Source organism: Arthrobacter sp. SAFR-044, from assembly GCF_059414985.1.
This window is the reverse complement of sequence record NZ_JBPFDN010000003.1, coordinates 32,540-53,591: the sequence shown is the minus strand read 5'-3', so window position 1 is coordinate 53,591 and position 21,052 is coordinate 32,540. Positions and strand designations below refer to the sequence as shown.

Sequence of the window (21,052 nt, the reverse complement as noted above, 5' to 3'; positions counted from 1 at the left end):
AACCTTCGAAAGGAAACCCATGAACCAGCGACACGTTAAGGACTGGCGCACGCTCGAAGGCGCGAATGTTGAAATCCGCTATCAGGGATCCATCGTCTGCAGTGGATTCGTCGATGCTGTTACGGATGACGGCTCCATCCTCTGGATCCACTCAACCGTCGAGGGCCGGCAGCTCTTTGAGAAGGCCAGCTTCTACCAGGTCTGGGCATGCGAAGAGCGAACCGGGTTCCACTACCAGGTATCGATGAGCGAACAGCCGGAACGTGACCCGCTGCCGGCCTCCTGAAATGGACGCGCCCGGTCGATGACTGATTCCCTGAGGTGCCGTTCACTGCACGGGCGCCTACCCTTCTTTCCGTGACTGTGGGGTTGGAGCTTGCAGCAGCAGGCATCGCAGGGTGGCTGCGGCCAGCCTCGGTCCTGCAAGGACGGGATTGCCGAGGTGCGCGGAAAGGGTTTTGCGGCCGGGGAAAGCCAGTACTGGGCCAGCAGGACGGCATCGTATGCAGAACCTTGTTCCTCGCAGGCATTTTGCAGCGTTCTGGCGAGGAGGGCATAACGTTCTACCGCGTCATTAAGAGGCCCAATGTTGGATGCCAGAATCAAGATCCTCTCGTAGGGGCCTTTGAGGACGGCAAGGAAGGCGCTTTCACAGCCGCATCTTTGGCAAAGATGAATTCTCCTGCGGCCCGGGCGTGGAGAGTTGTGGTGTCGATGATGTCGGCATCATTGAGCTGGTCCGCGACGATAGTCATGTCAGTGCATGCCAGGAGGATGGCCTGCGCGCCTCGGTCACGTAACTGGGCTGCGGCGCGTTTGAGGACAGCGGAGGCATCTCCGTCGGTTATACCCTTGACCAGTTCGTTGAAGATCACCTGGTCGATGTGTGCGGCGGTTGCACGGTCGGGGTATTCAATGCTGAAACCGGCTGCTGGGAACACCTCCTCGTACAGGCCTGCTGATTGCGTGAGGCTGGTGCTGAGGATTCCTACACGCTGCAGGTGGCGACGTTGCAGTTCCTGTGCCACCACGGCGCGGATGTCGAGAACAGGCAGTGCTGTCTCCGCTTCCAAAGCTTGAACAGCACTGTGGCTTGTGTTGGAAGTCAACACTAGAAAGTCTGCCCCTCCTGCAGCAAGGTGCTTGCCGGCGTCGATCAGAAGCGCGTTGAGCGCTTCGAGGTTTCCTGCACCAACGGCGCGGGCGGCTTCTTCGAAGTTGATGGTCCATAGCAGTGAGTTCGGAGTGTGGGCCGGGTCCACGTTTGCCGCTGACTGAGTCATCTCGAGGTAGTAGACGCAGTTCGTTTTGGGCGCCAGGCCGATGAGGCCAGGGATTTTCTTTCTCATGGTGAGGTTCCTCGTCGTAGATGCGCGTGGTGGTGATCCTGCTCCAGCTGGCAGTGATTCTCCACCCGACAGTGAAGTAGACGTAGTCGATCACCGCTGGTGAGAATTCCGACCGTCGTGTACGGGAGAGCCTGTCAGGCGTCGTGGTTGGTCTCGAGTAGCCCGACCAGTCGATCCAATGCCTGCTCCGACCCGGTACCTTCGGTCCGCAGAATCACCCGGTCACCGTACTCGAGGCCGAGGCTCATAAGGGAAAGAACTGACGTAGCATCCATTGCTTCGTCAGCAGGCTCTTCCTCGCGTCCGATGGTGATGTCCAAGCCGTCGTATTCGTTTGCTGCTTCCACAAAGACTGTTGCGGGCCGGGCGTGTAAGCCAGACGTGCTCGCGATGATGGCAGTGCGTTCGAACATGTAACTCTTCCGTTCAGTTGTTGAAGAAATTGGGTGATTACTGCAGCCGGAGGTCTTCGACCATGCGGGCTACATGCAGCGTCAGGTAGGTGACTTCGTCTTCAGTAAGCGGCTCGCCCAGGCGCAGCTCGAGCACCGCCTGGAGCTTCAGCGCCGTACCGTAGGCCTCGGGATACGACTCACGGATCGCTTTGCTCAGCGCTGTCGCGCCGTCGTTTAGTTGTTGACCTGTCTGAGCACGGACGAAGAAATAGCGTAAATGGGTGATGAAGCGCGCGGCATTTACAGTGTCGCGATCGAACGGTCGTTCGTAGGCCTGCTCCAGGACCTCGAATAGCTGGGTGAAGACGCCGGTCATTTGGTAAGTGAGCGACAGGTCTCCGGTAGCGAACCCTGCGTTGACAAGATGCAGGGCGATGGGCACTGCTTCGGCCTCGGGCAGGGCTTGTTCAATGCGGGTATTGACGAAATCAAGGACGCGTTGGGCTGTCTTTAGTTCCTCCGGGTAGAGGTGGGACACCTCGCCCCGGAGAGGGTATTCGAGGTCGATGCCTTGACGTATCCGCTTGATCGCGAAGCTGATGTGGTCGGCAAGGCCGACAACCGTGGTGGAGCTTATAGTGTTTGGCAGGTCTTTCCGGGCTATCTGCAGTGCTTCGTCCGCGAGCAGGAGGTGCTCGGGAGGTATTGCTGCCACGAGTGCACCGAAGTTGTCCGCGTCCCGGCCATCCTCGGGGACGAAGACACGAATAACTTTGCTCTCATCTACAGGTTTGCCTGGTTTGGCTTGAAACCCCAGACCGCGCCCCGTGAGGATGACTTCGCCCTTGTCTGGGGTCCGGGCGAGGACGACGTTGTTGTTGAAGACGCGCAAGACCTCCATGTCGCCCTCCTTTCGTTGAGTGCCGGAATCTCTGCTGTACTGGCCGGAGGCAGGAAACCCCACTTCCGGCCAGTATTACAGGCTGCCAGTGAGACTGGCCTAGTTCTTGAGGCTGGCGCCGTTGGTCGCGATGACGTCCTTGTACCACTTGAAGGATTTCTTCGGGTAGCGCTCCAGGGTGCCGGTGCCGTTGTCGTTGCGGTCCACGTAGACGAAACCGTAGCGTTTGCTCATTTGCGCGGTGGAGGCACTGACCAGGTCGATGCATCCCCAGGCGGTGTAGCCCATGAGGTGGACGCCGTCTGCCACTGCTTCCCGGGCCTGCACCAGGTGGTCGTTGAGGTAGGCAATCCGGTAGTCATCGATGACCGTTTTTTGACCTTCAACCTCCACCAGTTGATCTTTCGCGCCGACGCCGTTTTCCACAATGAAGAGCGGTTTTTGCCACCGGTTCCAGTAGTCGTTCAGGGCCACACGCAGGCCCTGCGGATCGATTTGCCAGCCCCACTGGGAGGCCTGCAGCGTCGGATTGACCACCCCGCCCATGATGTTGCCAGGACCAGTGACCTTCTTGCTCGGATCAGCTGTCTCGCAGACGCTCATGTAATAGCTGAACGAGACGAAGTCCACCGTGTTCTTCAGGTCCTCGCGGTCCCCTTCGGTGATGTCCAGCTCGATGCCGTTGTCCCGGAAGTGCCGCAGCAGGTAACCCGGGTACTCGCCGCGGCAGTGGATGTCGCCGAACGCGTAGCTGTCCTGCGCGGTGTGCATGGCTGCAACGACGTCGGAGGGGTCCGGGGTCAGCGGGTAGACCGGCAGCGCCAGGATCATGCACCCCACCTGCGCCTCCGGCATCAATTCGTGGGCCAGTTTGGTGGCGCGTGCCGATGCGACCAGCTCGTGGTGAATTGCCTGGTAGAGGTCCTGCTTGGTGAGCTGATCCTTCGGCGCCGGGATGCCGCCGGACAGGAACGGTTCGTGCAGCACGGAGTTGATCTCGTTGAAGGTCAGCCAGTACTTGACCCGGGACCCGAAGTGTTCGAACAGGGCGAGGCAGTAGCGCTCGTAGAAGCCGATGAGTTCACGGTTGGTCCAGCCGTTGTACTTCCGGGCCAGGTGCAGCGGGGTTTCGTAGTGGCTGATGGTGACCAGCGGTTCGATGCCGTGCTTTTCCAGTTCGTCAAGGACTCTGGAGTAGTAGGCCAAACCTTCGGCGTTAGGGGTTTCTTCATCACCGAGCGGGAAGATCCGGCTCCACGCGATGGAGAAGCGGTACACCTTGAAGCCCATCTCGGCGAAGAGGGCGATGTCCTCCTTATATCGGTGGTAGAAGTCGATCGCCACCTGCTTGAGGTTGTCCGGCGTCGGTTCTTCCGTGGGGGTTTCCGTGATGCCCTTGGGCATCACGTCCTGGATGGACAGACCCTTGCCGCCCTCGTTGTAGGCTCCTTCAACCTGGTTGGCGGCGGTGGCGCCGCCCCAGAGGAATCCTTTGGGGAAAGTGGTGGTCACAGCTGTGGATCCTTTCAAGCAGGAACTGGGAAAGTGGAAGTGAAGAAGGAGTCAGATCTGGACCGTGATCGCGGCGTCCCCTAGGGCCAGTTTCCCTTCGGTGACCGGGTCGACGTTTTGGAGCTGGGCGGTGTTGGTGACCATCACCAGGGTGGTGGTGTCGTAACCGGCTTCGGCCACCAAAGAGAGGTCTACGACCGCGAGCAGGTCGCCGGCGCGGACCTGCTGGCCTCGGGTCACGGCTGCTTCGAAGCCGCGGCCCTGGAGCTGGACGGTGTCGATGCCGATGTGGACCAGGACCTCCACGCCGTCATCTGACTTGATGCCGAAAGCGTGGCCGGTCTTCATGGCTGCCTTGATGGTCCCCGTGATCGGCGCGTGGATGCGGCCATCGGCGGGCACAATGCCCAAGCCCTTGCCCATCGCGCCGGAGGCGAACACCTTATCCTGAACATCTGCCAAGGCCACCGCCTCACCCGTCACCGGCGCCAGTACCTCCACGCCGGGGACTGCGGAAACCTGGACGGGCTCAGCTGCCGCCTGCTTATCCCCGGACGTTCCGGGAACGGAAGTGCCGGCGTCGGCCGCTGCTTCTGCCTCGCGGGGGCCAAAGAGGAAGGTCAAGGTGAAGGCCAGGGCGACCGCGACGCCAGTGCCGAGGAAAAGAAGGGCGATGTTGCCCACCGAGGTGAATGCAGGCAGGCCCAGCAGCGACGGGAAGACAAAGGACGTGGCACCGGTGCCCCCTGCGGCCACGATGGCGCCACCCACAACACCACCGGCGATACCGAAGTAGAACGGCTTCTTCAGGGGCAGGTTCACACCGTAGATGCCGGGTTCTGTGATACCGGCGAGGAAGCCCGAGAGAGCCGCAGGACCAGCCACGGCGCGGCGGGCCTTGTTGTGGGTACGAAACATGACGGCGAGGGTGGCTGCTGCCTGCGCGAGGACGGCCGGCAGCAGCGGGCCGAACAGGAGGGAGTGGCCAGAAGTGGCGATCTCATTGAGCATGCCGGGGACGAAGCCCCAGTGCAGGCCGAAGAGGACGAAGACCTGCCAGAAGCCACCCATGATTGCCCCTGCGAGCCACGGCGCGAAGGTGAACGCTGCGCCGATGCCGGCAGACAGCCCCTTGGCTGCGAAGGTTGTGACGGGGCCGACGGTGATCAGGACCAGTGGGACCATGACCAGAAGGGTCAGCAGCGGGGTGGTGAAGTTTCGGATAGCGGACGGAAGTACGCGGGTCAGGAAACGCTCAAGGTAGCCCTGCAGCCACACGGCGACGAGGATCGGGATGACCGAACTGGTGTAGTTCATCATCACCACCGGGATACCGGCAAAGCTCACAGCGTCTGGCTTTGCGGCAAGGGCAACGATGCTCGGGTAAACCAGTGCCCCGGCAATCGCCATGGAGGTGAACTGGTTGGTCCTGAACTTTTTGGCGGCGGTTACCGCCAGGAACAGGGGCAGGAAGTAGAACAGCGCGTCAGCGGTGGCAGCCAGGATTACATTGGTCTGGGATGTGGGATCGAGCCAGCCAAGTTGAATGGCCAGGCTCAGAAATGCTTTGAGCAGGCCTGCGGCCGCGAGTGGCCAGATGACGGGCGAAAAAATTGAGGAGATCAGGTCAATGAAGCGGCTCAAAAGGTTGCCCTTCGGCGCCGGTTCCTCGTCTGCCGCGCTGTCATCAGTGAGTTTGGTGATTTTTCCGAGCTCAGCGTAAACGGTGGGTACGTTGTCGCCGATTACCACTTGGTACTGGCCGCCGGCCTTCATGACGGTGATCACGCCGGGGAGCTTCTCGACCGCTGCTGTATCTGCTTTCGTCTCGTCCCGCAGCTTAAGCCGGAGCCGGGTAGCGCAGTGGGCGGCACTGACGATGTTCTTCTCGCCGCCTACCCCCTGCAAAATGTCGCCGGCCAAGGACCGGTAGTCCACACTTGCCATGTCAGACCTCTCTGTCTATTTTTGGGCACAAAAAAAGACCCGAGACGCACATAGTGTGCTTCTCAGGTCTTGCCCCGTTTCCGAGTAACAATCCTGCCGACGAAAACCGTCGCTAACATCAGAGCGTACAGGTGATTCCAGTCACGCGCAACACGACCCCTTTGAAAGCGAAGTTATGTGGTGTTGGGGCTACGTTGTCTGGCTTCCCACCGTGCCTGCTGCATGTAAACATCAAATTCGTGGAATTCTATGATCCGGCGCTGGCCAGTGGGGGTGACGATCCAGAAGAGCTCCTTCTCCGGCATGACTGCTTCGGCGGCGCCAAACACCTCATGAGTTCCTGGCGACGAACCCCCAGACTGCTGCCGGCGGACCGAGGCTCGGACGCCCAGGGGGTGTACAGCAGTTCTCCCTCGGCATGCGCTGGAACGTTCAAGATTGAGGCTGTACTGGATGGGCGAGACTGGTCTCGGCCACTTCCTGGCTACTCGATTGAGCGCCGGACAACGGGCAGCGCCCTGGAGGCAATTACTTCCTTCATCACGATGGTGGAGTTGAGGCTTTGCACGCCCGGCAGGCGGCTTAGCACCTTGTCATACAGCTTTTGGTAGGCCTCGCGGTCCGCCGCAACGATGCGGATCATGTAGTCCGGCTCCCCGAACAGTCTTTGGGCCTCAATGATTTCCGGAACATGGCTGATCGCGGCATCGAACTCATCCAGCACGTCAGGACGGGTGAGCGTTGCGAACGCAACGACTTCAAAGCCGAAGCCGGCCGAAGCTGCGTCCACGACCGCACGATAGCTGCGTATGATTCCGCGCGCCTCCAGATCCCGCACGCGCCGCTGGCAGCTCGACAGGCTCAACTGCACAAGCCCCGCCAGTTCAGTGAACGATATTCGCCCTTCAAGCTGCAGCAATGCAAGAATCTCCCGATCTATCCTGTCCATGCCTCAAAATCTAGCATTTATATGAGGTTTTGCCGGAGAAGTTGCAAACACGTTGCACGGCTTTCGTCTTAGTGTGAACTGCATCGCAAATACACCACTAAGGAACGCTTCGTGAGTACCATGCCTGACACAGTTTTGATCCCTTCCCTTGATACCGCGCCGACTTCGATATTCGACGAGGTCGTCGAACGGGGCACCTCCAACTCGATGAAGTGGGCCTATAAGCACGCTCTTCTTTCTGCGGACGAGGCCGCAGCAGATCCGCTGCCCATGTGGGTGGCCGACACTGACTTCAAGGCCCCCCGGGTCGTGCTGGATGCACTGCATGAGGCTGTCGAGCATGGCGTGTTCGGCTACCCGGGCGGGGCCACGAAGAGTTACCTTGATGCTGTCACCGGTTGGCAGGCCAAGCGCTTCGGCTGGGAGGTCGACCAAAAGTGGGTCCTCCAGACTTCGGGCATCATCACGACCCTCAAGACTGCGGTGCAGGCCTTCTCTGCGCCGGGCGACTCTGTCCTCATCCAGCCGCCGGTCTACGCGCACTTCCACAACGACATGCTCATGAACGGCCGGCACCTTGCCTTCGCACCGCTGTCTAGGGTCGGAGACCGGTATGAGCTGGACGCGACGGTGTTCGAGGCCGCTATCCGGCCTGATACCAAAATTTTCATCCTCAGCAACCCCCACAACCCGACCGGCAACGTGTGGACCGAAGACGAACTGCGCACGATGGGGGAGATCTGTGCTCGCCACGGCGTGATCGTCATCTCCGATGAGATTCATCAGGACCTCATCATGGATCCCGCTAAGCGCCACATCCCCTTCGCGTCCCTCAGCGAGGAGTTCGCTCAGAACAGCATCACCTGCACTGCGCCGAGCAAGACTTTCAATCTCCCCGGGTTGCAGAGTGCCAACGTCTTTGTTCCCAACCAGCGGATGCGGGAAGAGCTCGCCCGCCAGTATGACCGGAACATGTTCCCACTGGTCAACGTCCTTGGCATGGTTGCCGCAGAAGCTGCTTACGCCCACGGCGAGGCCTGGGTGGACGAGATGGTGGCTTATGTCCGGAGCAACCATGAACACTTCGCCGCGTCGATCAACAGCGCGCTTCCGCAACTGAAGGTCCTGCCGGCCGACTCGCTCTACCTGGCCTGGATGGACTGCCGGGGCCTTGGCCGGAACGCGGAAGAGCTGGACAAGTTCATGCTCACCAAGGCCCGCCTCTGGCTGGACAAGGGCCAGAAATTCGGTCTCGAAGGACACGGCTACATGCGGGTCAACCTGGGTTGCCCACGCAGCACTGTCGACGAAGCCATTAACCGGCTCACCGCAGCCCTCATCAGCAACTGAAAGAAGAGAATTCCATGACCATCACCATTGAACACCGTCTGTCCGAACTCGGCGTCGTCCTCCCCGCCCCTGCACGGTCGGTAGCCAACTACCAGCCCTACGTCCGCACCGGGAACCTGCTTTTCACCTCCGGCCAGCTGCCGATGCGCGACGGTGCCTTCACGTCAATGGGCAAGCTCGGCGAAGGCGTCGACATCGCCGCCGGTCAGGAAGCCGCGCGCTGGTGCGCTGCGAACATCCTCGCCCAGGCCAAGGACGCCCTGGGCGACCTGGCGAAGATCAAGCGCCTGGTCAAGATCACTGTCTTCGTCGCCAGCGCGCCGGCCTTCACCGACCAGCACCAGGTCGCCAACGGTGCATCTGATTTCCTGGTCGAGGCGCTCGGCGAGGCAGGAAACCACGCCCGCTCCGCCGTCGGGGTTCCCTCGCTGCCGATGGACGTCCCGGTCGAAATCGAAGCCGTCCTCGAACTCCACTGATTCAACCGCGGGACACTCCCGCATCAAACTCATTCACCAAGTACGCACTGGCGACCGCACACCACTGACGACCCAAAGGCATGCCAGAAACCATCTGATCCCCCAAGCCCCTTCAAGGAAGAAGAGCGCTATGAAATCTCCCCAACGCGTTCAGGCATATGAAAAAGAGAACCTGAAACGGGATCTCAAGAGCAGGCACCTGCAAATGATTGCCATCGGCGGGGCCATCGGAACTGGATTGTTCTACGGCTCCGGCTGGGCCATCCAGACCGCAGGCCCAGCCATCATCATCACCTACATCGTCGCCTCAGCCGCCATCTACTTCGTGATGCGCGCCCAAGGCGAAATGTCCGTCGAGGAACCCGTCTCCGGCGGATACATCTCCTACTCAAGCCGCTACATCCACCCCTTCATGGGATTCCTCAACGGATGGAACGCGTTCATTTTCCTCCTCGCCACCAGTGCGGCCGAACTCAATGCCCTGGGCAAATATGTCCAGTACTGGGTCCCCGATATGCCGATCTGGGTCACCGCGGCGATCGCGGTACTCATCATGTTCGTCATCAACGTCGTCGGCGTGAAGTTCTATGGCGAGGCAGAATTCTGGTTCGCCATCATCAAGGTGGTCGCGATCGTCGTCCTGATCATCTTCGGTGCTGCAATGATCTTCTTCGGGCTCGGGAACGGGGGCCAGCCCCTCGGACTGGGCAACCTGACGGAACACGGAGGCTTCTTCCCCAACGGCATCAGCGGCTCCATCCTGTCCGTCGTGATGGTCGCCTTCGCATTCGGCGGCATCGAGAACCTGGGTCTGACCGCCGGCGAAGCCAAGGACGTTGAAAAGACAATGCCCAAGGCCGTAAATGCCACGTTCTGGCGTCTGATGATCTTCTACGTTGGAGCCATCACCATCCTGGTCACCATCTTCCCCTGGACCTCCCTGACCGGAAAAGGCAGCCCGTTCGTCGAGGTCTTCACAAGGATTGGCATCCCGGCGGCCGCAACGATCATGAACCTCGTGGTGATGACCGCAGTGCTCTCCGCGGTGAACTCCAGTATCTTCACCAACAGCAGGACCTTCTACAACCTCTCCCTCCAGGGCAAGGCCCCGGCGTTCCTCGGCAAGGTCAACAGCAAGCAGGTCCCCTCCGGCGCCGTCATCGCCGTCTTCGTCATCATGCTCGCCGGTGTGGGTCTGAACCTGGTCATGCCGGATCAGGTCTTCGAGATCTTCTCCTCGGTGACCACCTTCGGACTGATCTGCGCCTGGGGCTCGATCGCGCTCAGCCACCTTCGGTTCCGGAAGCTGCGCATCCAGAACGGACAGGCTGACGCGATCAAGTACAAGTCGCCCTTCTACCCCTACGCCGATTACATCGCGCTCGTATTCGTTGCCGTGATCCTGGTCTGCATCGCCATCCTGCCGGACATGCAAGTCTCACTGATCGTCTCTGTGGCCTGGGTCGTGGTAGTCGCCGTCGCCTACAGGGTCTACCGCAAGCGGCAGTCCCCCGAGAAAGTCGAAACCGCTACCGAGGACTCCGTACCCGTCCCCGACCACATGGGCAGCTGACCCCGCCGCCCGTTACTCCTTACCTCCAATAGAAACCACTCACAGAAAGTTGTCTCCATGACGTATCACGACCACAATGACCGCCAGTTTTTCCGGAACCTTCGCCAGGGTGCTCCCGCCGCCGTCGACGCCTTCCAGGCGCTCGACAAGGCAGTCTTCGAAAACCCGGACAACGTCATTCCGCTCAAGTACACCGAGCTCATCGCCGTCGCCGTTGCGTTGGCTACCCAGTGCCCCTACTGCATTGAGGCACATTCAAACGCCGCCCGCCAGGCCGGGGCCACCGAACAGGAGCTCGCAGAGACCATCATGACAGCCACTGCGCTCAGGGCAGGCGGCGGTCTTACCCACGGCTGGCAGGCCCTGAAGTTCTTCCAAGGTGAAGACGCCGCTTCCAGCCCAAGCGTCCCAGCGGCATCCTTGTCCTGAGCAACCTCACGGCTAGAGCCCGCGTCCCGGAAATATCCGGGGCACGGGCTTCAGCCCGTTCACTACCGACCGATCCCCAGCAGAGAGAACACCGGAATGACCGCCTTTCCACTGACCCCCGCACCAAGCCCGTTGCCCCCCAATGACAGGGTGGCTGTCCTGGCGGACCCCGGATTCGGAAACCACTTCACCGATCACATGGCCACTGCCTCCTGGTCCATGACGGACGGCTGGCACGACCAGGAAGTCGGCCCTCTCCAAGCTTTTAGCGTCCACCCGGCGACGTCGGTGCTGCACTATGCGCAGGAAATCTTCGAAGGACTGAAGGCCTACCGCCACGCTGACGGCTCGGTCTGGCTCTTCCGTCCCGAAGCCAACGCCGCCCGATTCGCACGATCCGCCACACGGCTTTCGTTGCCTGTCCTCGATGAGGAACTGTTCCTGGACGCCGTCACGGAACTCGTCCGGGCCGACCACGCCTGGGTCCCCGAGCATGGGAAGGAGCACAGCCTCTATATCCGGCCGTTCATGTTCGCCTCGGAACCATTCCTTGGCGTCCGAGCCGCGGCCGAAGCAAAGTTCTGCGTTATCGCCTCCCCCGCCGGCCCCTACTTTCCTGACGGGCCCACGGGAATCTCCCTGTGGGCCAGCCGGACCCAGACACGCGCAGCCAAGGGGGGAACCGGGGACGCGAAATGCGGCGGAAACTACGCCACCGGGCTCGCCGCCCAGGCCGAAGCCCGCGCCAACGGATGCGACCAAGTCCTCTACCTCGACGCCGTCGAACACGAATGGCTTGAGGAATCAGGCACCATGAACCTGTTCATCATCACAACCGACCGCGAACTCATCACCCCTGGCTTGGGCACCATTCTGGAGGGCGTGACCAGGGACAGCATCCTCGCTCTCGCCGAAGAACACGGACTAACGCCGGTGGAGCGGCGCATCGGACTGAGCGAAGTGCAGACGCGCTGCGCGGACGGCACCATCACCGAGATCTTCGCCAGCGGCACCGCAGCGGCCATCACCCCCGTCGTGTCAATCCAAGGCGAAGACCTAGATATCACCATCGGAACCGGTGAACCGGGCCCGAACACCCTCGCCATCCGTGAACACCTCCTCGGGCTCCAGTACGGCGACCGGCCCGATTCGAGGGGTTGGCTCCAGCGGGTGATCTAGCACGTTCAGAAGAACGCAGGGATAGAGATACGGAACCGAAGAAGAAGATGACCAGGACCCAAATATCCACGTTGCCCGCCAGCCACATTGAAAGCGCAGGACAGGACGTGGAGCGCCTCCAGCGCCGCACGATGGTCGTCCTTTCGGCGATGCAAGTCGTGGGCACGGTCGGTGTTGGCATCGCTCCTTCCATCGGCGTGCTCCTGGCCGGCCAGGTCACCGACAACGAAGCATGGGCCGGGCTGGCCCGTACCTCAAGCACACTCGGCGCGGCCTTGCTGGGCTTTCCCCTGGGCAACCTTGCGGCACGCCGAGGGCGGAGAGTTGCACTGGCGAGCGGGTGGTGGGTTGCTGCGGCCGGCTCCGGCCTTCTTGTCGCTGCCGCTCAATGGAGCCTGGTCGTTCCCTTATTCATAGGCTTGCTGCTTATCGGAGCGGGCTCCGCGGTCAGCTTGCAGGCACGGTTTGCCGCAACAGATCTTTCCACCCCCCGTCACCGCGCACGGTCGCTAGCGCTCATTGTCTGGGTGGGCACCATCGGCAGCGTCCTCGGCCCGAACCTTGGGGTGCCCGGTGAAGTCATCGGCCGTGCAACGGGCCTGACGGTGTTCGCTGCAGCGTTCCTGATCGCCTCAGGATGCCTCGCCGCTGCCGGAGGCCTTGTTTTTACGCTGCTGCGGCCCGACCCCCTTCTGCTCGCCCGAGCCCATGCCGTCAACGAGTCCGGTTGCCCGGGCAGCCGCGCGGTGGCCGCCCCGCCTGCAGGGCGTGGCCGGCCCCGGGCCATGCTGGCCGAGCTCCGGCGGAACCCGCCCGCGCGGCTGGCCGTCGTAGCGATTCTTACCTCTCAGCTCGTCATGGTGGCGATCATGACGATGACGCCGGTGCACATCGAGCACGAAGGCGGATCGGTGACGTTCATTGGCATCACGATCAGCCTCCACATCGTGGGGATGTATGGGGTTTCCCCCATTGTGGGCATCGCGGCGGACCGGATCGGCCACCGCCTGACTATCGCAACCGGTATCGTCCTCCTTGCGGTTTCTCTGACGATCGGCATGATCAAGTCGAACGACATGGGATGGATGATGGCATCGCTGATCCTGCTCGGCCTTGGCTGGTCCTTCGGCAACGTCGGAGGTTCCGCCCTGTTCAGTGTGGCGGTATCCGGCCAGGCACGGGCCGCCTCACAAGGAGGCCTCGATGCCCTTTCCAACCTTTTCGGAGCCGCGGCCGCCTTCACGGCAGGTCCGATCCTGATGTTCACCAGCTTCTCAGCCTTGGCGGCCATCGCCATCATTGCTCTGATACCTCTGACCGCGCTCACGGCCATCGCCCCGAAAGGAATCCCGTCCTGACCCACCCGAGATCTCACCCTCCAGTACTTCGAGCGGATCGTCTCCGCCGACGGCATCGTGCTGGCCGATTTCTGGGCCTCATGGTGTGGGCCTTGCAGGGCGTTTCGGCCCGGTGTTTGAACAGGCCTCCGAGCACAAGCCCCGACATCGTCTTCACCAAGCTACGGAAGCTGAGCCGGAACTCTCATCCCGGGCACAGATCAGCTCGATTCCTGCGCTGATGATCTTCCGCGACGGGATCCGCCTCTATTCACAACCAGGGGCGCTGCCTGCTGTTGCGCGGGACTCACTGACGGAGCAGGTGCGCGCCCTCGATGTGGACGCCGGCCGGGCACAAAATCCCGGACAGGCAAGAGGAGACACCGAACGACTCCCTCCAGTCGTAGGCCCCAGCCTGAGTACGAGCTCGGGAGCAGTGGCCGGCCTCAGAGTCCAAGGGAACTCCGTTCCCAGAAGCCCTCAGCGATAGCCTGTGCTTATGGGTGAACGAGTGAGCATAGAAGGCCTGCGGTACGCGCGGGCCGTCGCGGAAACGGGGTCTTTCAGTGCCGCAGCGAGGACGTGCGGAGTGACCCAACCCGCCTTGTCGAACGGGATCGCGAAGCTGGAGGCATCGCTGGGAGAGAAGCTGTTCGATCGTTCCCCCCGCGGTGTAGCACTCACCAGATTCGGAGACACGATGCTGCCGCGCATCGAGCAGGCCCTCAGAGCATTTGACGACGTCCACGCAGAAGCCGCGAGGTGGAACGAGCCCTTACCTGAGACGATCCGCCTCGGCGTTTCTCCCCTGATCAACCCAAAGCTCGTGGCCAGCGCCTACCGGGCCGTCTGCGACGAGCCCGGGGAGGACGCGCGCAAGCAACTGGTGCTGCGAGAAGCAAACATGAGCGAACTGCGCGGTGCCCTCGTGGACGGCGACCTGGACATCATCATCGTTCCCTCCGTGGCGCCGATGCCCCGCTACGAACACAGGGTCATCGATTCCGAGCCATTGGTCCTGGTGGAAACCCGGCCAGGCGCAGGACGGGCCCGCGTAGAGGACCTCGCGGGAAAACAGCTGATCCTGATGCCTGACACGTGCGGCCTTACCGCCTTCACCCGCAGCCTGATCCGCGAGCACGACCTCGCGATCACCGCCTACCCGGGCGAGGCCGGCACTTACCGGGTCCTCGAGGAATGGTCGCAGCTCGGGCTCGGGTCCGCCATGCTCCCGAAGTCGAAGCTTGCTGCCGCCGATACGACGTACCGCGAAATCCTCGATACCGACGGAAGCGTCCTGGAGATCTTCTACGAGACGATCTGGAGCCCCCACTCCCCCATTGCCAACCAACTCGTCCATCTCGCAGGCCGACTTGTCGAGCACAACAGCTGATCAAGCCTCGGACCACGCAGGCATAACGATAGGTTATGTCCGTATTCATTACCGTCCTCTACCGTGGAGGCGCTGCTGTTCATAGCGTTGGGAAGGCGCAGCCACCTGCTGCGAATCCTTTACGACTATTGGAGCTCAATATGGCCTACCTGGAAATCACCCTGAAGATCGACGATGCCGACCGCGAGGCCGCGGCCGCCGTGTACGAGAAGTTCAAGCAGCCGTTCCTGGACACCGTTGGCGGTGCCCAAAGCAAACAGCTCCTGGTGCGCGAGGAAGACGTGCAGGTCCTGCACGGATTCGGCTCCACTGACTGCGCGCAAAAATATCTGGCCACTGATCTCTTCACCCAGGACGTCGTAGTCGCGCTCGCTCCCCTGCTTAAGGCCGAGCCGGAAGTCCGGATCTACGAGACCGTCTGACGCTCGCCCTCGTTCAGGACCGGACGGTCCGGACGCCGCGGGCGGAGTCTTGGGCCCTGCGGAACTGACGTTCCACCGGAGGGAGTGGGCATCGCTGGTGTCCCACTCCCTCCGCCCGGTCAGCGCCACCCAGAAGAAGCCCCCAGCACCTGATGAAAGGACCATTGGTGTCCACCACCCCCGTTACGCCCGGACTGGCGGCCATGCAGGTCGCGGAACCCGGCCAGCCGCTGAACCTCGTTCACAGGGCCCTGACCGCGACCCCGCCTGGCCACGTACGGGTTGACGTTGCCGCCACAGGCATGTGTCACGCCGATATCGGCACAGCACGCGCCAGGGGGAAGGGTGTCACCTTTCCTGTGACGCCCGGCCACGAAGCCGCCGGGACTATCGCAGAGATCGGTGAAGGCGTCACCAGTTGGGAATCTGGGAACCGAGTAGCTGTGGGCTGGTTCGGTGGCAGCTGCGGCCAATGTACATATTGCAGGCGCGGTGACGTCGTTCACTGTCCGCAACGGAAGATCCCCGGACTGTCCTACCCCGGCGGATGGGCCCAGACCATCACCGTCCCGGCAGACGCCCTCGCCAGGATCCCCGACGGCATGGCATTTACCGAGGCGGCACCAATGGGCTGCGCCGGGGTCACCACCTTCAACGCTCTCCGCGAAGCTTCCGTCCCGGCAGGCGGGACCGTAGCGGTCTTCGGCATTGGCGGCCTCGGACACCTCGCCATCCAGTTCGCCGCGAAAATGGGCTACCGCGTTGTTACCATCGCCAGGGGCGAAGAGCGCACCAAATTTGCCCACCAACTCGGCGCGCACCACTACATCGACAGCACCGCCGAGGACCCGGGAACGGCCCTCGCTGCACTCGGAGCCGCGGATCTGATCCTCTGCACTGCTCCCACAACCGGGCCCCTGGAAGGCCTCCTGCACGGACTCGCCATCCGAGGACGCCTCACCATTATTGGAGTGGACGCAGCCAGCCTCTCCATTCCGGTCGGACAACTCGTCATGAACGGGCAACTCATCACCGGCCACCTCACCGGCAGCGCTCTAGACACCGAAGAAGCCATGCGGTTCGCGCAGCTCAACGACGTGAAACCCATGACCGAACAGATGCCCCTTGCCCAAGCGAACGAAGCTCTCACCCGTCTTGCTGCGGGCGAAGCCCGCTTCCGAATTGTCCTCGACCCGACGGATGCCCCATGACCTCTCCGGATGCCTCTTACGACGTCGTCGTCATTGGAGCCGGGCTCGCTGGCCTCGTGGCAACGTACGAACTCCTCCACGCCGGCCACAAAGTCCTGTGCGTCGAAGCCCGCGACCGTGTTGGAGGACGGGCATTCAGCATCAACTCCGCAGAGGCGGGCATCGACCTCGGCGCTACATGGTTTTGGGAGAACGAACTGCGGGTCCGATCGATGCTCGAAACCCTCGGGCTCGCGAGCTTTCCCCAGTCATTGGCGGGAGACGCACTCTTCGACACCGGCCAGGATGGAAGCCGGCGGCTGCACGGCAACCCTGTTGGCTCCCCATCTCTCCGCTTCGAACGCGGAGCACATTCCCTCCCCATCGAACTGGCCCGCCGTCTTCCGGAAGGATCGCTCGCCCTGAACGAGCCTGTCGAAGCAATCACCGTCGATGGCGATGACGTCCAGATACGCACCCACAGACGGGAGCTGAGCGCACAACGTGTTGTCCTCGCCGTCCCACCCGCCCTGGCAGCGGAGTCTATTGAGTTCGTCCCAGTCCTCCCGCACGACCTCAAAGAGCTTTGTAAGCGTACTTCGGTGTGGATGGGCGGAATGATCAAGGCCGTCGCGGTCTACCCCGGCCCGTTCTGGCGCCGCATCGGCCTCTCCGGATCCGCCATCAGCCACAGTGGTCCTTTCCGTGAATTCCACGACCACAGCGGACCGGGCGGGGAGCCTGCAGCGATCTTCGGATTCGCTCCCTGCGCAGGACTCCCCCGACAAGGAACCAACGCCATTGCGCACGCATTCAACGACCAGCTTGTACGGCTGTTCGGCGCCGACGCAAGCAATCCCACCGAAATTCACGTCATGGACTGGAGCGCCGAGCCCTACACACAGCCGAGAAACCAGGAAGATGCGGGAACAAGCAGCTACGGCAACCCACTCTTCCAACAGCCCATCCATAACCGCGTACACTGGGCGTCCACCGAGACCGCGACCGCGTACGCTGGCCACCTCGAAGGAGCAGCTATCGCAGGCCGCAGTGCCGCTCAGGCGATCACTATCTCAAGGGATACCCGTTCCATGACCTCGCCCGAAATGAGATTTCATACACCGCCTACGGGCATCCCTTCCCCGGAAGTGAGTGCTCCTAAGTTGAACCGCGGCATCAGTTGGCGTACACCCCAACCTGACGTCAGGTTGGGGTGTAATTTTGCGTCAGAATAGGGCCTGTTGGGCACTTTGCGGACGGATACGACCAACAGTCTTAGGGTCCAAACTGACATGTTGGACTTTAGAGGAGTCTGCAGGTGAGGCTGCCAGGCAGGCGTACGACCCTAGCGTGCGCTCTTACGTCGCCGGGTGGTTTCCTCCCCCTGGTGTCCATCCCAGAGCCGGACCCAGTTTCCCTGCCATATCAGTAAGAATCTGCACATAGTCCTCGTGGTCAAAGCTGAACGGAAGGGCGAAGGCCACCTCGTCCACTTCCTGGAAGCCGGCGTGCGCGTACAGCTGCTCGGCGATCTGCTCGCTGGTGCCAATGAGATCAGCCGCGAACATCATGCCTTTCGGCCCCTGCGGAGCAGCAGTACGCGGGGTGCGTTCGTCCACATACCGCTGGTACTTCTCCCGCTGAGCAGGAGTCGCCGAGTCAGTCGGGATAACCACCAGACCCTGCGAAACACGCGCCCCAGCATGCCCCGTCAAAGCTGCAGCCTCACGGAACGCCCGGATCTGCGACTGCTGGACCAGGGCGAAGTCCGGCTCCTGGTCCTTGTCCGGGAAGATCACGCTGCTGGAGAGTAGATTGAAACCGTTAGCACCGGCCCACACCGCTGACTTCGTGCTGCCGGCCCCGTACCAAAGGCGGTCCCGCAGCCCGGGCGAATGAGGCTCAACGCGGTTGGAGAACTCTTCCACCACGCCCTGCTTGCCCGAGAACTCGCGCACCGGCTCACCCGCCACCAACCGCGCAAACCGCTCCACCCGGGCGTAGCTGAAGTCCTGCACCTCCGCGGTATCGGGATACAGTTCATGCTTCACGGTCTCGTACTGCATCGGCTCCCCCACGCTCACCCCGGGGTTGAGGCGTCCCCCGGCGAGCAGGTCCACGGTGGCCAGGTCCTCGGCCAGCCGCAGCGGGTTTTCCCAGCCCAGCGGAGTCACGGCCGTGCCCAGCTCGATCCGGGACGTGCGCTGGCTCGCCGCAGCCATCACCGCGACCGGGGACGAGATCCCGAACTGCAGGTGGCGGTGGCGCAGCCAGGCGCTGTCGAACCCCAGCCGCTCCCCCAGTTCGATGATCTGCAGCATGGACTCGTGGCCGGCCGCCGGATCAGCGGGATCGAACAGGCCAATGGTCAGGAACCCCAGCTTCCGCAGGGGATTGGCGGGATGCGGCATCGGCTTCCTTCGGGAGGGCGGGTGACTGAACCTCAGAATATGCGGCCCGACCCAGCGTTCTCCTGAAGCATGGCGGAACGTGACGATCTGTCAACGGAGCATGTGCGCTGCCAATGTTGACGTAATGCTTGACTCCCCCTCGTGATTCACCTTACAGTTGTGCAAGTTATACGAATAACTAGCTAGAACTTCAAGCGACCCGAGGAGGTGCCCATGGCTGGATCACGGCCAAAGTCAGGACCGACAATGCACGACGTCGCTGCTGCCGCCGGCGTCTCGCAGGCCACAGTGTCCCTGGTACTCAATTCGGCTTCAGGATCGCGGTTCTCGGAAGAGACCCGCAAAAAGGTCCGGGACGCCGTGAACCAGCTTGGCTACCGAACCAACGCTCACGCCAAGACACTGCGCGAAGGCGTGGCCGGCATGATCGGGTTCATTGGCGATACCGTTGCCACCACCCCTTTTGCCGGCGCCATCATCGAAGGCGCACAGCAGCGGGCGTGGGAGGACGGGCTGCTCCTGCTGACCGTCAATACCGGCGGCGACAAAGAGCTTGAGGCCGCGTCCCTGGACGCGATGCTCTCCTACAAGGTTGCCGGAGTGGTCTACGCGGGCATGTACCACCGCCGCCTGGATGTCCCGGAAGCGTTAGCCGGCATCCGATCCGTGGTGCTGAACTCACAGGACCGGGCCGGACGGGTTGCGAGCGTGGCTCCCGACGAAGTCAAAGGCGGAAATGCAGCCACCCGTCGACTGCTCCAAGCCGGTCATTCCCGGATCGCGATGATCAACATCGAGAGCCTTGAAAGTGAGCTGCCCGCCGCCGTCGGACGTTACGAGGGTTACCGGAAAGCACTTCAGGAAGCAGGGGTGGAACTGGATCCGGATCTGGTCCGCTTTGGCAGTGGCGGCGAGGAAGACGGCTACAAGTACGCGATGGAGCTGCTGACCTCCAGCAACCCGCCCACCGCGATTTTCTGCGCCAACGACCGCGGCGCCTGGGGCGCCTACCAGGCGGTGTCGGATTTGCGCCTGTCGATTCCTGGGGATGTGTCCATTGTGGGCTTCGATAACCAGGCAACATTGGCGCCGTTCCTCCGGCCGGGCCTGACCACCTTTGAATTGCCGTTCGTCGCCATGGGCCGGCGCGCGGTCGAGCTGATTCTCCAGGACGCGGAACCCGATGGCCGGGTCGAGCTCATGGACTGCCCTCTTATCGAACGGAACTCTGTGACTCATCCAAAGGAGATGCCATGAGCAGCCGCACCATCCCGGCGCGGCGGGGCCGTCCAGCTGCGACGCCGCTGCCGCAACGGAAAAATTCTCTTTCGCTCCGCCTCAAAAGAATTTCTCGGGCCTGGCAGTTATACGTATTACTAGCACCCGCCGTCGTCTACATCCTGGTCTTCAAGTACTGGCCCATGTACGGCGTGCAGATCGCCTTCAAGAATTACAACCCCGTGGACGGGTTCACCGACAGCCCATGGGTGGGCCTGACGCACTTCATCAGGTTCGTGAACTCCTACCAGTTCGGCCAGGTGGTCGGAAACACCCTGTGGATCGCCATCCTCGGCCTCCTGGTTGCTTTCCCCATCCCGATCATCCTGGCGCTGCTGGTCAACCAGCTGCAAAGCGAGCGGTTTAAGAAGTTCACCCAGACCGTGCTGTATTCGCCAGCCTTCATCTCCACCGTTGTGGTAGTGGGCATCATGTTTGTCCTCCTCTCCCCCAGATCCGGCTTGGTGAACAATGCCATCCAGCTGGCCGGCGTCGAGCCCGTCTTCTTCATGGGTTCAGCGGAGTGGTTCCGCCCCATCTATGTCATCTCGGATGTCTGGCAGAACGCCGGCTTCTCGATGATCGTGTACCTGGCAGCCCTCGCAGCGATTGATCCGGCACTGCATGATGCGGCAAAGGTTGACGGCGCGTCCAAATTGCAGCGCATCCGGCACATCGACCTGCCCGGCATCATGCCGGTGGTAACCATCCTGTTCATCCTCGCTATCGGCAACCTCCTGAACGTTGGTTTCGAGAAAGCGCTGCTGATGCAGACCCCGTTGAACATCTCTTCCTCGGAAATCATCCAGACCTACGTCTACCACGCAGGGCTGCAGCAAGCGCAGTTCAGCTACTCGGCCGCCATCGGCCTGTTCAACTCCCTCCTCAACCTGGTGTTGCTGCTCGTCTTCAACACGATCGCGCGCCGGGCCAACCAAGCGACCCTGTGGTGATGCCG

21 protein-coding genes are annotated in these 21,052 nt (G+C 61.9%); 14 read left to right on the top strand and 7 right to left on the bottom strand.

Features of this window, described 5'->3' with window-relative positions; genetic code table 11:
• The first annotated feature begins 19 nt into the window (after positions 1-19).
• A complete protein-coding gene (locus tag ACR65J_RS05350; RefSeq protein WP_440166756.1) occupies positions 20-286 on the top strand; it encodes a hypothetical protein in 267 nt (88 codons plus the stop codon).
• 316 nt (positions 287-602) lie between these two features.
• Here ACR65J_RS05350 and ACR65J_RS05345 read toward each other — a convergent pair whose 3' ends face one another.
• The 6 genes from ACR65J_RS05345 to ACR65J_RS05320 all read right to left on the bottom strand — a co-directional run bounded on the left by ACR65J_RS05345 (position 603) and on the right by ACR65J_RS05320 (position 7,053).
• Positions 603-1,349: an aspartate/glutamate racemase family protein gene (locus tag ACR65J_RS05345; protein WP_440166754.1), complete on the bottom strand. Its 747-nt coding sequence runs from the start codon at positions 1,347-1,349 to the stop codon at positions 603-605.
• 134 nt (positions 1,350-1,483) lie between these two features.
• Positions 1,484-1,762 (bottom strand): HPr family phosphocarrier protein, encoded by a 279-nt coding sequence (locus ACR65J_RS05340; protein WP_440166752.1) that lies wholly within the window; start codon positions 1,760-1,762, stop codon positions 1,484-1,486.
• A gap of 37 nt (positions 1,763-1,799) precedes the next feature.
• The gene (locus ACR65J_RS05335; RefSeq protein ID WP_440166751.1) at positions 1,800-2,645 is read right to left on the bottom strand and encodes a PRD domain-containing protein; all 846 of its coding nucleotides are present in this window, start codon (positions 2,643-2,645) and stop codon (positions 1,800-1,802) included.
• Between the two features lie 99 nt (positions 2,646-2,744).
• The gene (locus ACR65J_RS05330; RefSeq protein ID WP_440166749.1) at positions 2,745-4,157 is read right to left on the bottom strand and encodes a glycoside hydrolase family 1 protein; all 1,413 of its coding nucleotides are present in this window, start codon (positions 4,155-4,157) and stop codon (positions 2,745-2,747) included.
• A gap of 51 nt (positions 4,158-4,208) precedes the next feature.
• Positions 4,209-6,104, bottom strand: coding sequence for a beta-glucoside-specific PTS transporter subunit IIABC (locus ACR65J_RS05325; RefSeq protein WP_440166747.1), 1,896 nt, complete (start codon positions 6,102-6,104; stop codon positions 4,209-4,211).
• A 484-nt stretch (positions 6,105-6,588) separates the two neighbouring features.
• On the bottom strand, positions 6,589-7,053 hold the full coding sequence (locus tag ACR65J_RS05320) for an Lrp/AsnC family transcriptional regulator (RefSeq protein ID WP_440166745.1): 465 nt from the start codon (positions 7,051-7,053) through the stop codon (positions 6,589-6,591).
• A 120-nt stretch (positions 7,054-7,173) separates the two neighbouring features.
• Here ACR65J_RS05320 and ACR65J_RS05315 point away from each other — a divergent pair, with 120 nt between their 5' ends.
• The 11 genes from ACR65J_RS05315 to ACR65J_RS05265 all read left to right on the top strand — a co-directional run bounded on the left by ACR65J_RS05315 (position 7,174) and on the right by ACR65J_RS05265 (position 17,640).
• Positions 7,174-8,403, top strand: coding sequence for a MalY/PatB family protein (locus tag ACR65J_RS05315; RefSeq protein ID WP_440167410.1), 1,230 nt, complete (start codon positions 7,174-7,176; stop codon positions 8,401-8,403).
• Positions 8,404-8,417: 14 nt separating this feature from the next.
• Entirely contained in the window at positions 8,418-8,882 is a 465-nt protein-coding gene (locus ACR65J_RS05310; RefSeq protein WP_440166743.1) for a RidA family protein, read from the top strand.
• Between the two features lie 130 nt (positions 8,883-9,012).
• On the top strand, positions 9,013-10,455 hold the full coding sequence (locus ACR65J_RS05305) for an amino acid permease (RefSeq protein ID WP_440166741.1): 1,443 nt from the start codon (positions 9,013-9,015) through the stop codon (positions 10,453-10,455).
• Positions 10,456-10,512: 57 nt separating this feature from the next.
• Entirely contained in the window at positions 10,513-10,884 is a 372-nt protein-coding gene (locus tag ACR65J_RS05300) for a carboxymuconolactone decarboxylase family protein (protein ID WP_440166739.1), read from the top strand.
• Between the two features lie 96 nt (positions 10,885-10,980).
• A complete protein-coding gene (locus ACR65J_RS05295) occupies positions 10,981-12,063 on the top strand; it encodes a branched-chain amino acid aminotransferase (protein WP_440166737.1) in 1,083 nt (360 codons plus the stop codon).
• 107 nt (positions 12,064-12,170) lie between these two features.
• Positions 12,171-13,421 carry an MFS transporter gene (locus ACR65J_RS05290; protein WP_440166736.1) on the top strand — a complete coding sequence of 417 codons (1,251 nt, stop codon included), beginning with the start codon at positions 12,171-12,173 and terminating at the stop codon, positions 13,419-13,421.
• A 57-nt stretch (positions 13,422-13,478) separates the two neighbouring features.
• Positions 13,479-13,541, top strand: a complete 63-nt coding sequence (locus ACR65J_RS05285; RefSeq protein WP_440167409.1) for a thioredoxin domain-containing protein — start codon at positions 13,479-13,481, stop codon at positions 13,539-13,541.
• A 358-nt stretch (positions 13,542-13,899) separates the two neighbouring features.
• Complete coding sequence (locus ACR65J_RS05280; RefSeq protein ID WP_440166734.1) at positions 13,900-14,793, top strand: LysR family transcriptional regulator; 894 nt, start codon at positions 13,900-13,902, stop codon at positions 14,791-14,793.
• 140 nt (positions 14,794-14,933) lie between these two features.
• Positions 14,934-15,215, top strand: a complete 282-nt coding sequence (locus tag ACR65J_RS05275; RefSeq protein ID WP_142118113.1) for a hypothetical protein — start codon at positions 14,934-14,936, stop codon at positions 15,213-15,215.
• A 167-nt stretch (positions 15,216-15,382) separates the two neighbouring features.
• Positions 15,383-16,426 carry an alcohol dehydrogenase catalytic domain-containing protein gene (locus ACR65J_RS05270; protein WP_440166733.1) on the top strand — a complete coding sequence of 348 codons (1,044 nt, stop codon included), beginning with the start codon at positions 15,383-15,385 and terminating at the stop codon, positions 16,424-16,426.
• The gene (locus ACR65J_RS05265) at positions 16,423-17,640 is read left to right on the top strand and encodes a flavin monoamine oxidase family protein (RefSeq protein WP_440166732.1); all 1,218 of its coding nucleotides are present in this window, start codon (positions 16,423-16,425) and stop codon (positions 17,638-17,640) included. Before ACR65J_RS05270 ends, ACR65J_RS05265 begins: the two co-directional genes overlap by 4 nt.
• Before the next feature lie 123 nt (positions 17,641-17,763).
• Here the strand turns inward: ACR65J_RS05265 and ACR65J_RS05260 are convergent, their stop codons facing one another.
• Positions 17,764-18,816: an LLM class flavin-dependent oxidoreductase gene (locus tag ACR65J_RS05260; RefSeq protein WP_440166731.1), complete on the bottom strand. Its 1,053-nt coding sequence runs from the start codon at positions 18,814-18,816 to the stop codon at positions 17,764-17,766.
• 246 nt (positions 18,817-19,062) lie between these two features.
• On the opposite strand from ACR65J_RS05260, the gene ACR65J_RS05255 reads away from it, so the two are divergent.
• Together ACR65J_RS05255 and ACR65J_RS05250 are read left to right on the top strand one after the other, a co-directional pair.
• The gene (locus ACR65J_RS05255; RefSeq protein WP_440166730.1) at positions 19,063-20,073 is read left to right on the top strand and encodes a LacI family DNA-binding transcriptional regulator; all 1,011 of its coding nucleotides are present in this window, start codon (positions 19,063-19,065) and stop codon (positions 20,071-20,073) included.
• Complete coding sequence (locus tag ACR65J_RS05250; RefSeq protein ID WP_440166728.1) at positions 20,070-21,047, top strand: ABC transporter permease; 978 nt, start codon at positions 20,070-20,072, stop codon at positions 21,045-21,047. Before ACR65J_RS05255 ends, ACR65J_RS05250 begins: the two co-directional genes overlap by 4 nt.
• The last annotated feature ends 5 nt before the right edge of the window (positions 21,048-21,052 follow it).

Coding starts and splice junctions, on each gene's coding strand:
- ACR65J_RS05335 (WP_440166751.1), bottom strand. CDS start 2,645: ATGGAGGTCTTGCGCGTCTTCAACAACAACGTCGTCCTCGCCCGGACC.
- ACR65J_RS05340 (WP_440166752.1), bottom strand. CDS start 1,762: ATGTTCGAACGCACTGCCATCATCGCGAGCACGTCTGGCTTACACGCC.
- ACR65J_RS05300 (WP_440166739.1), top strand. CDS start 10,513: ATGACGTATCACGACCACAATGACCGCCAGTTTTTCCGGAACCTTCGC.
- ACR65J_RS05315 (WP_440167410.1), top strand. CDS start 7,174: ATGCCTGACACAGTTTTGATCCCTTCCCTTGATACCGCGCCGACTTCG.
- ACR65J_RS05350 (WP_440166756.1), top strand. CDS start 20: ATGAACCAGCGACACGTTAAGGACTGGCGCACGCTCGAAGGCGCGAAT.
- ACR65J_RS05325 (WP_440166747.1), bottom strand. CDS start 6,104: ATGGCAAGTGTGGACTACCGGTCCTTGGCCGGCGACATTTTGCAGGGG.
- ACR65J_RS05255 (WP_440166730.1), top strand. CDS start 19,063: ATGCACGACGTCGCTGCTGCCGCCGGCGTCTCGCAGGCCACAGTGTCC.
- ACR65J_RS05265 (WP_440166732.1), top strand. CDS start 16,423: ATGACCTCTCCGGATGCCTCTTACGACGTCGTCGTCATTGGAGCCGGG.
- ACR65J_RS05250 (WP_440166728.1), top strand. CDS start 20,070: ATGAGCAGCCGCACCATCCCGGCGCGGCGGGGCCGTCCAGCTGCGACG.
- ACR65J_RS05305 (WP_440166741.1), top strand. CDS start 9,013: ATGAAATCTCCCCAACGCGTTCAGGCATATGAAAAAGAGAACCTGAAA.
- ACR65J_RS05275 (WP_142118113.1), top strand. CDS start 14,934: ATGGCCTACCTGGAAATCACCCTGAAGATCGACGATGCCGACCGCGAG.
- ACR65J_RS05310 (WP_440166743.1), top strand. CDS start 8,418: ATGACCATCACCATTGAACACCGTCTGTCCGAACTCGGCGTCGTCCTC.
- ACR65J_RS05320 (WP_440166745.1), bottom strand. CDS start 7,053: ATGGACAGGATAGATCGGGAGATTCTTGCATTGCTGCAGCTTGAAGGG.
- ACR65J_RS05345 (WP_440166754.1), bottom strand. CDS start 1,349: ATGAGAAAGAAAATCCCTGGCCTCATCGGCCTGGCGCCCAAAACGAAC.
- ACR65J_RS05260 (WP_440166731.1), bottom strand. CDS start 18,816: ATGCCGCATCCCGCCAATCCCCTGCGGAAGCTGGGGTTCCTGACCATT.
- ACR65J_RS05280 (WP_440166734.1), top strand. CDS start 13,900: ATGGGTGAACGAGTGAGCATAGAAGGCCTGCGGTACGCGCGGGCCGTC.
- ACR65J_RS05295 (WP_440166737.1), top strand. CDS start 10,981: ATGACCGCCTTTCCACTGACCCCCGCACCAAGCCCGTTGCCCCCCAAT.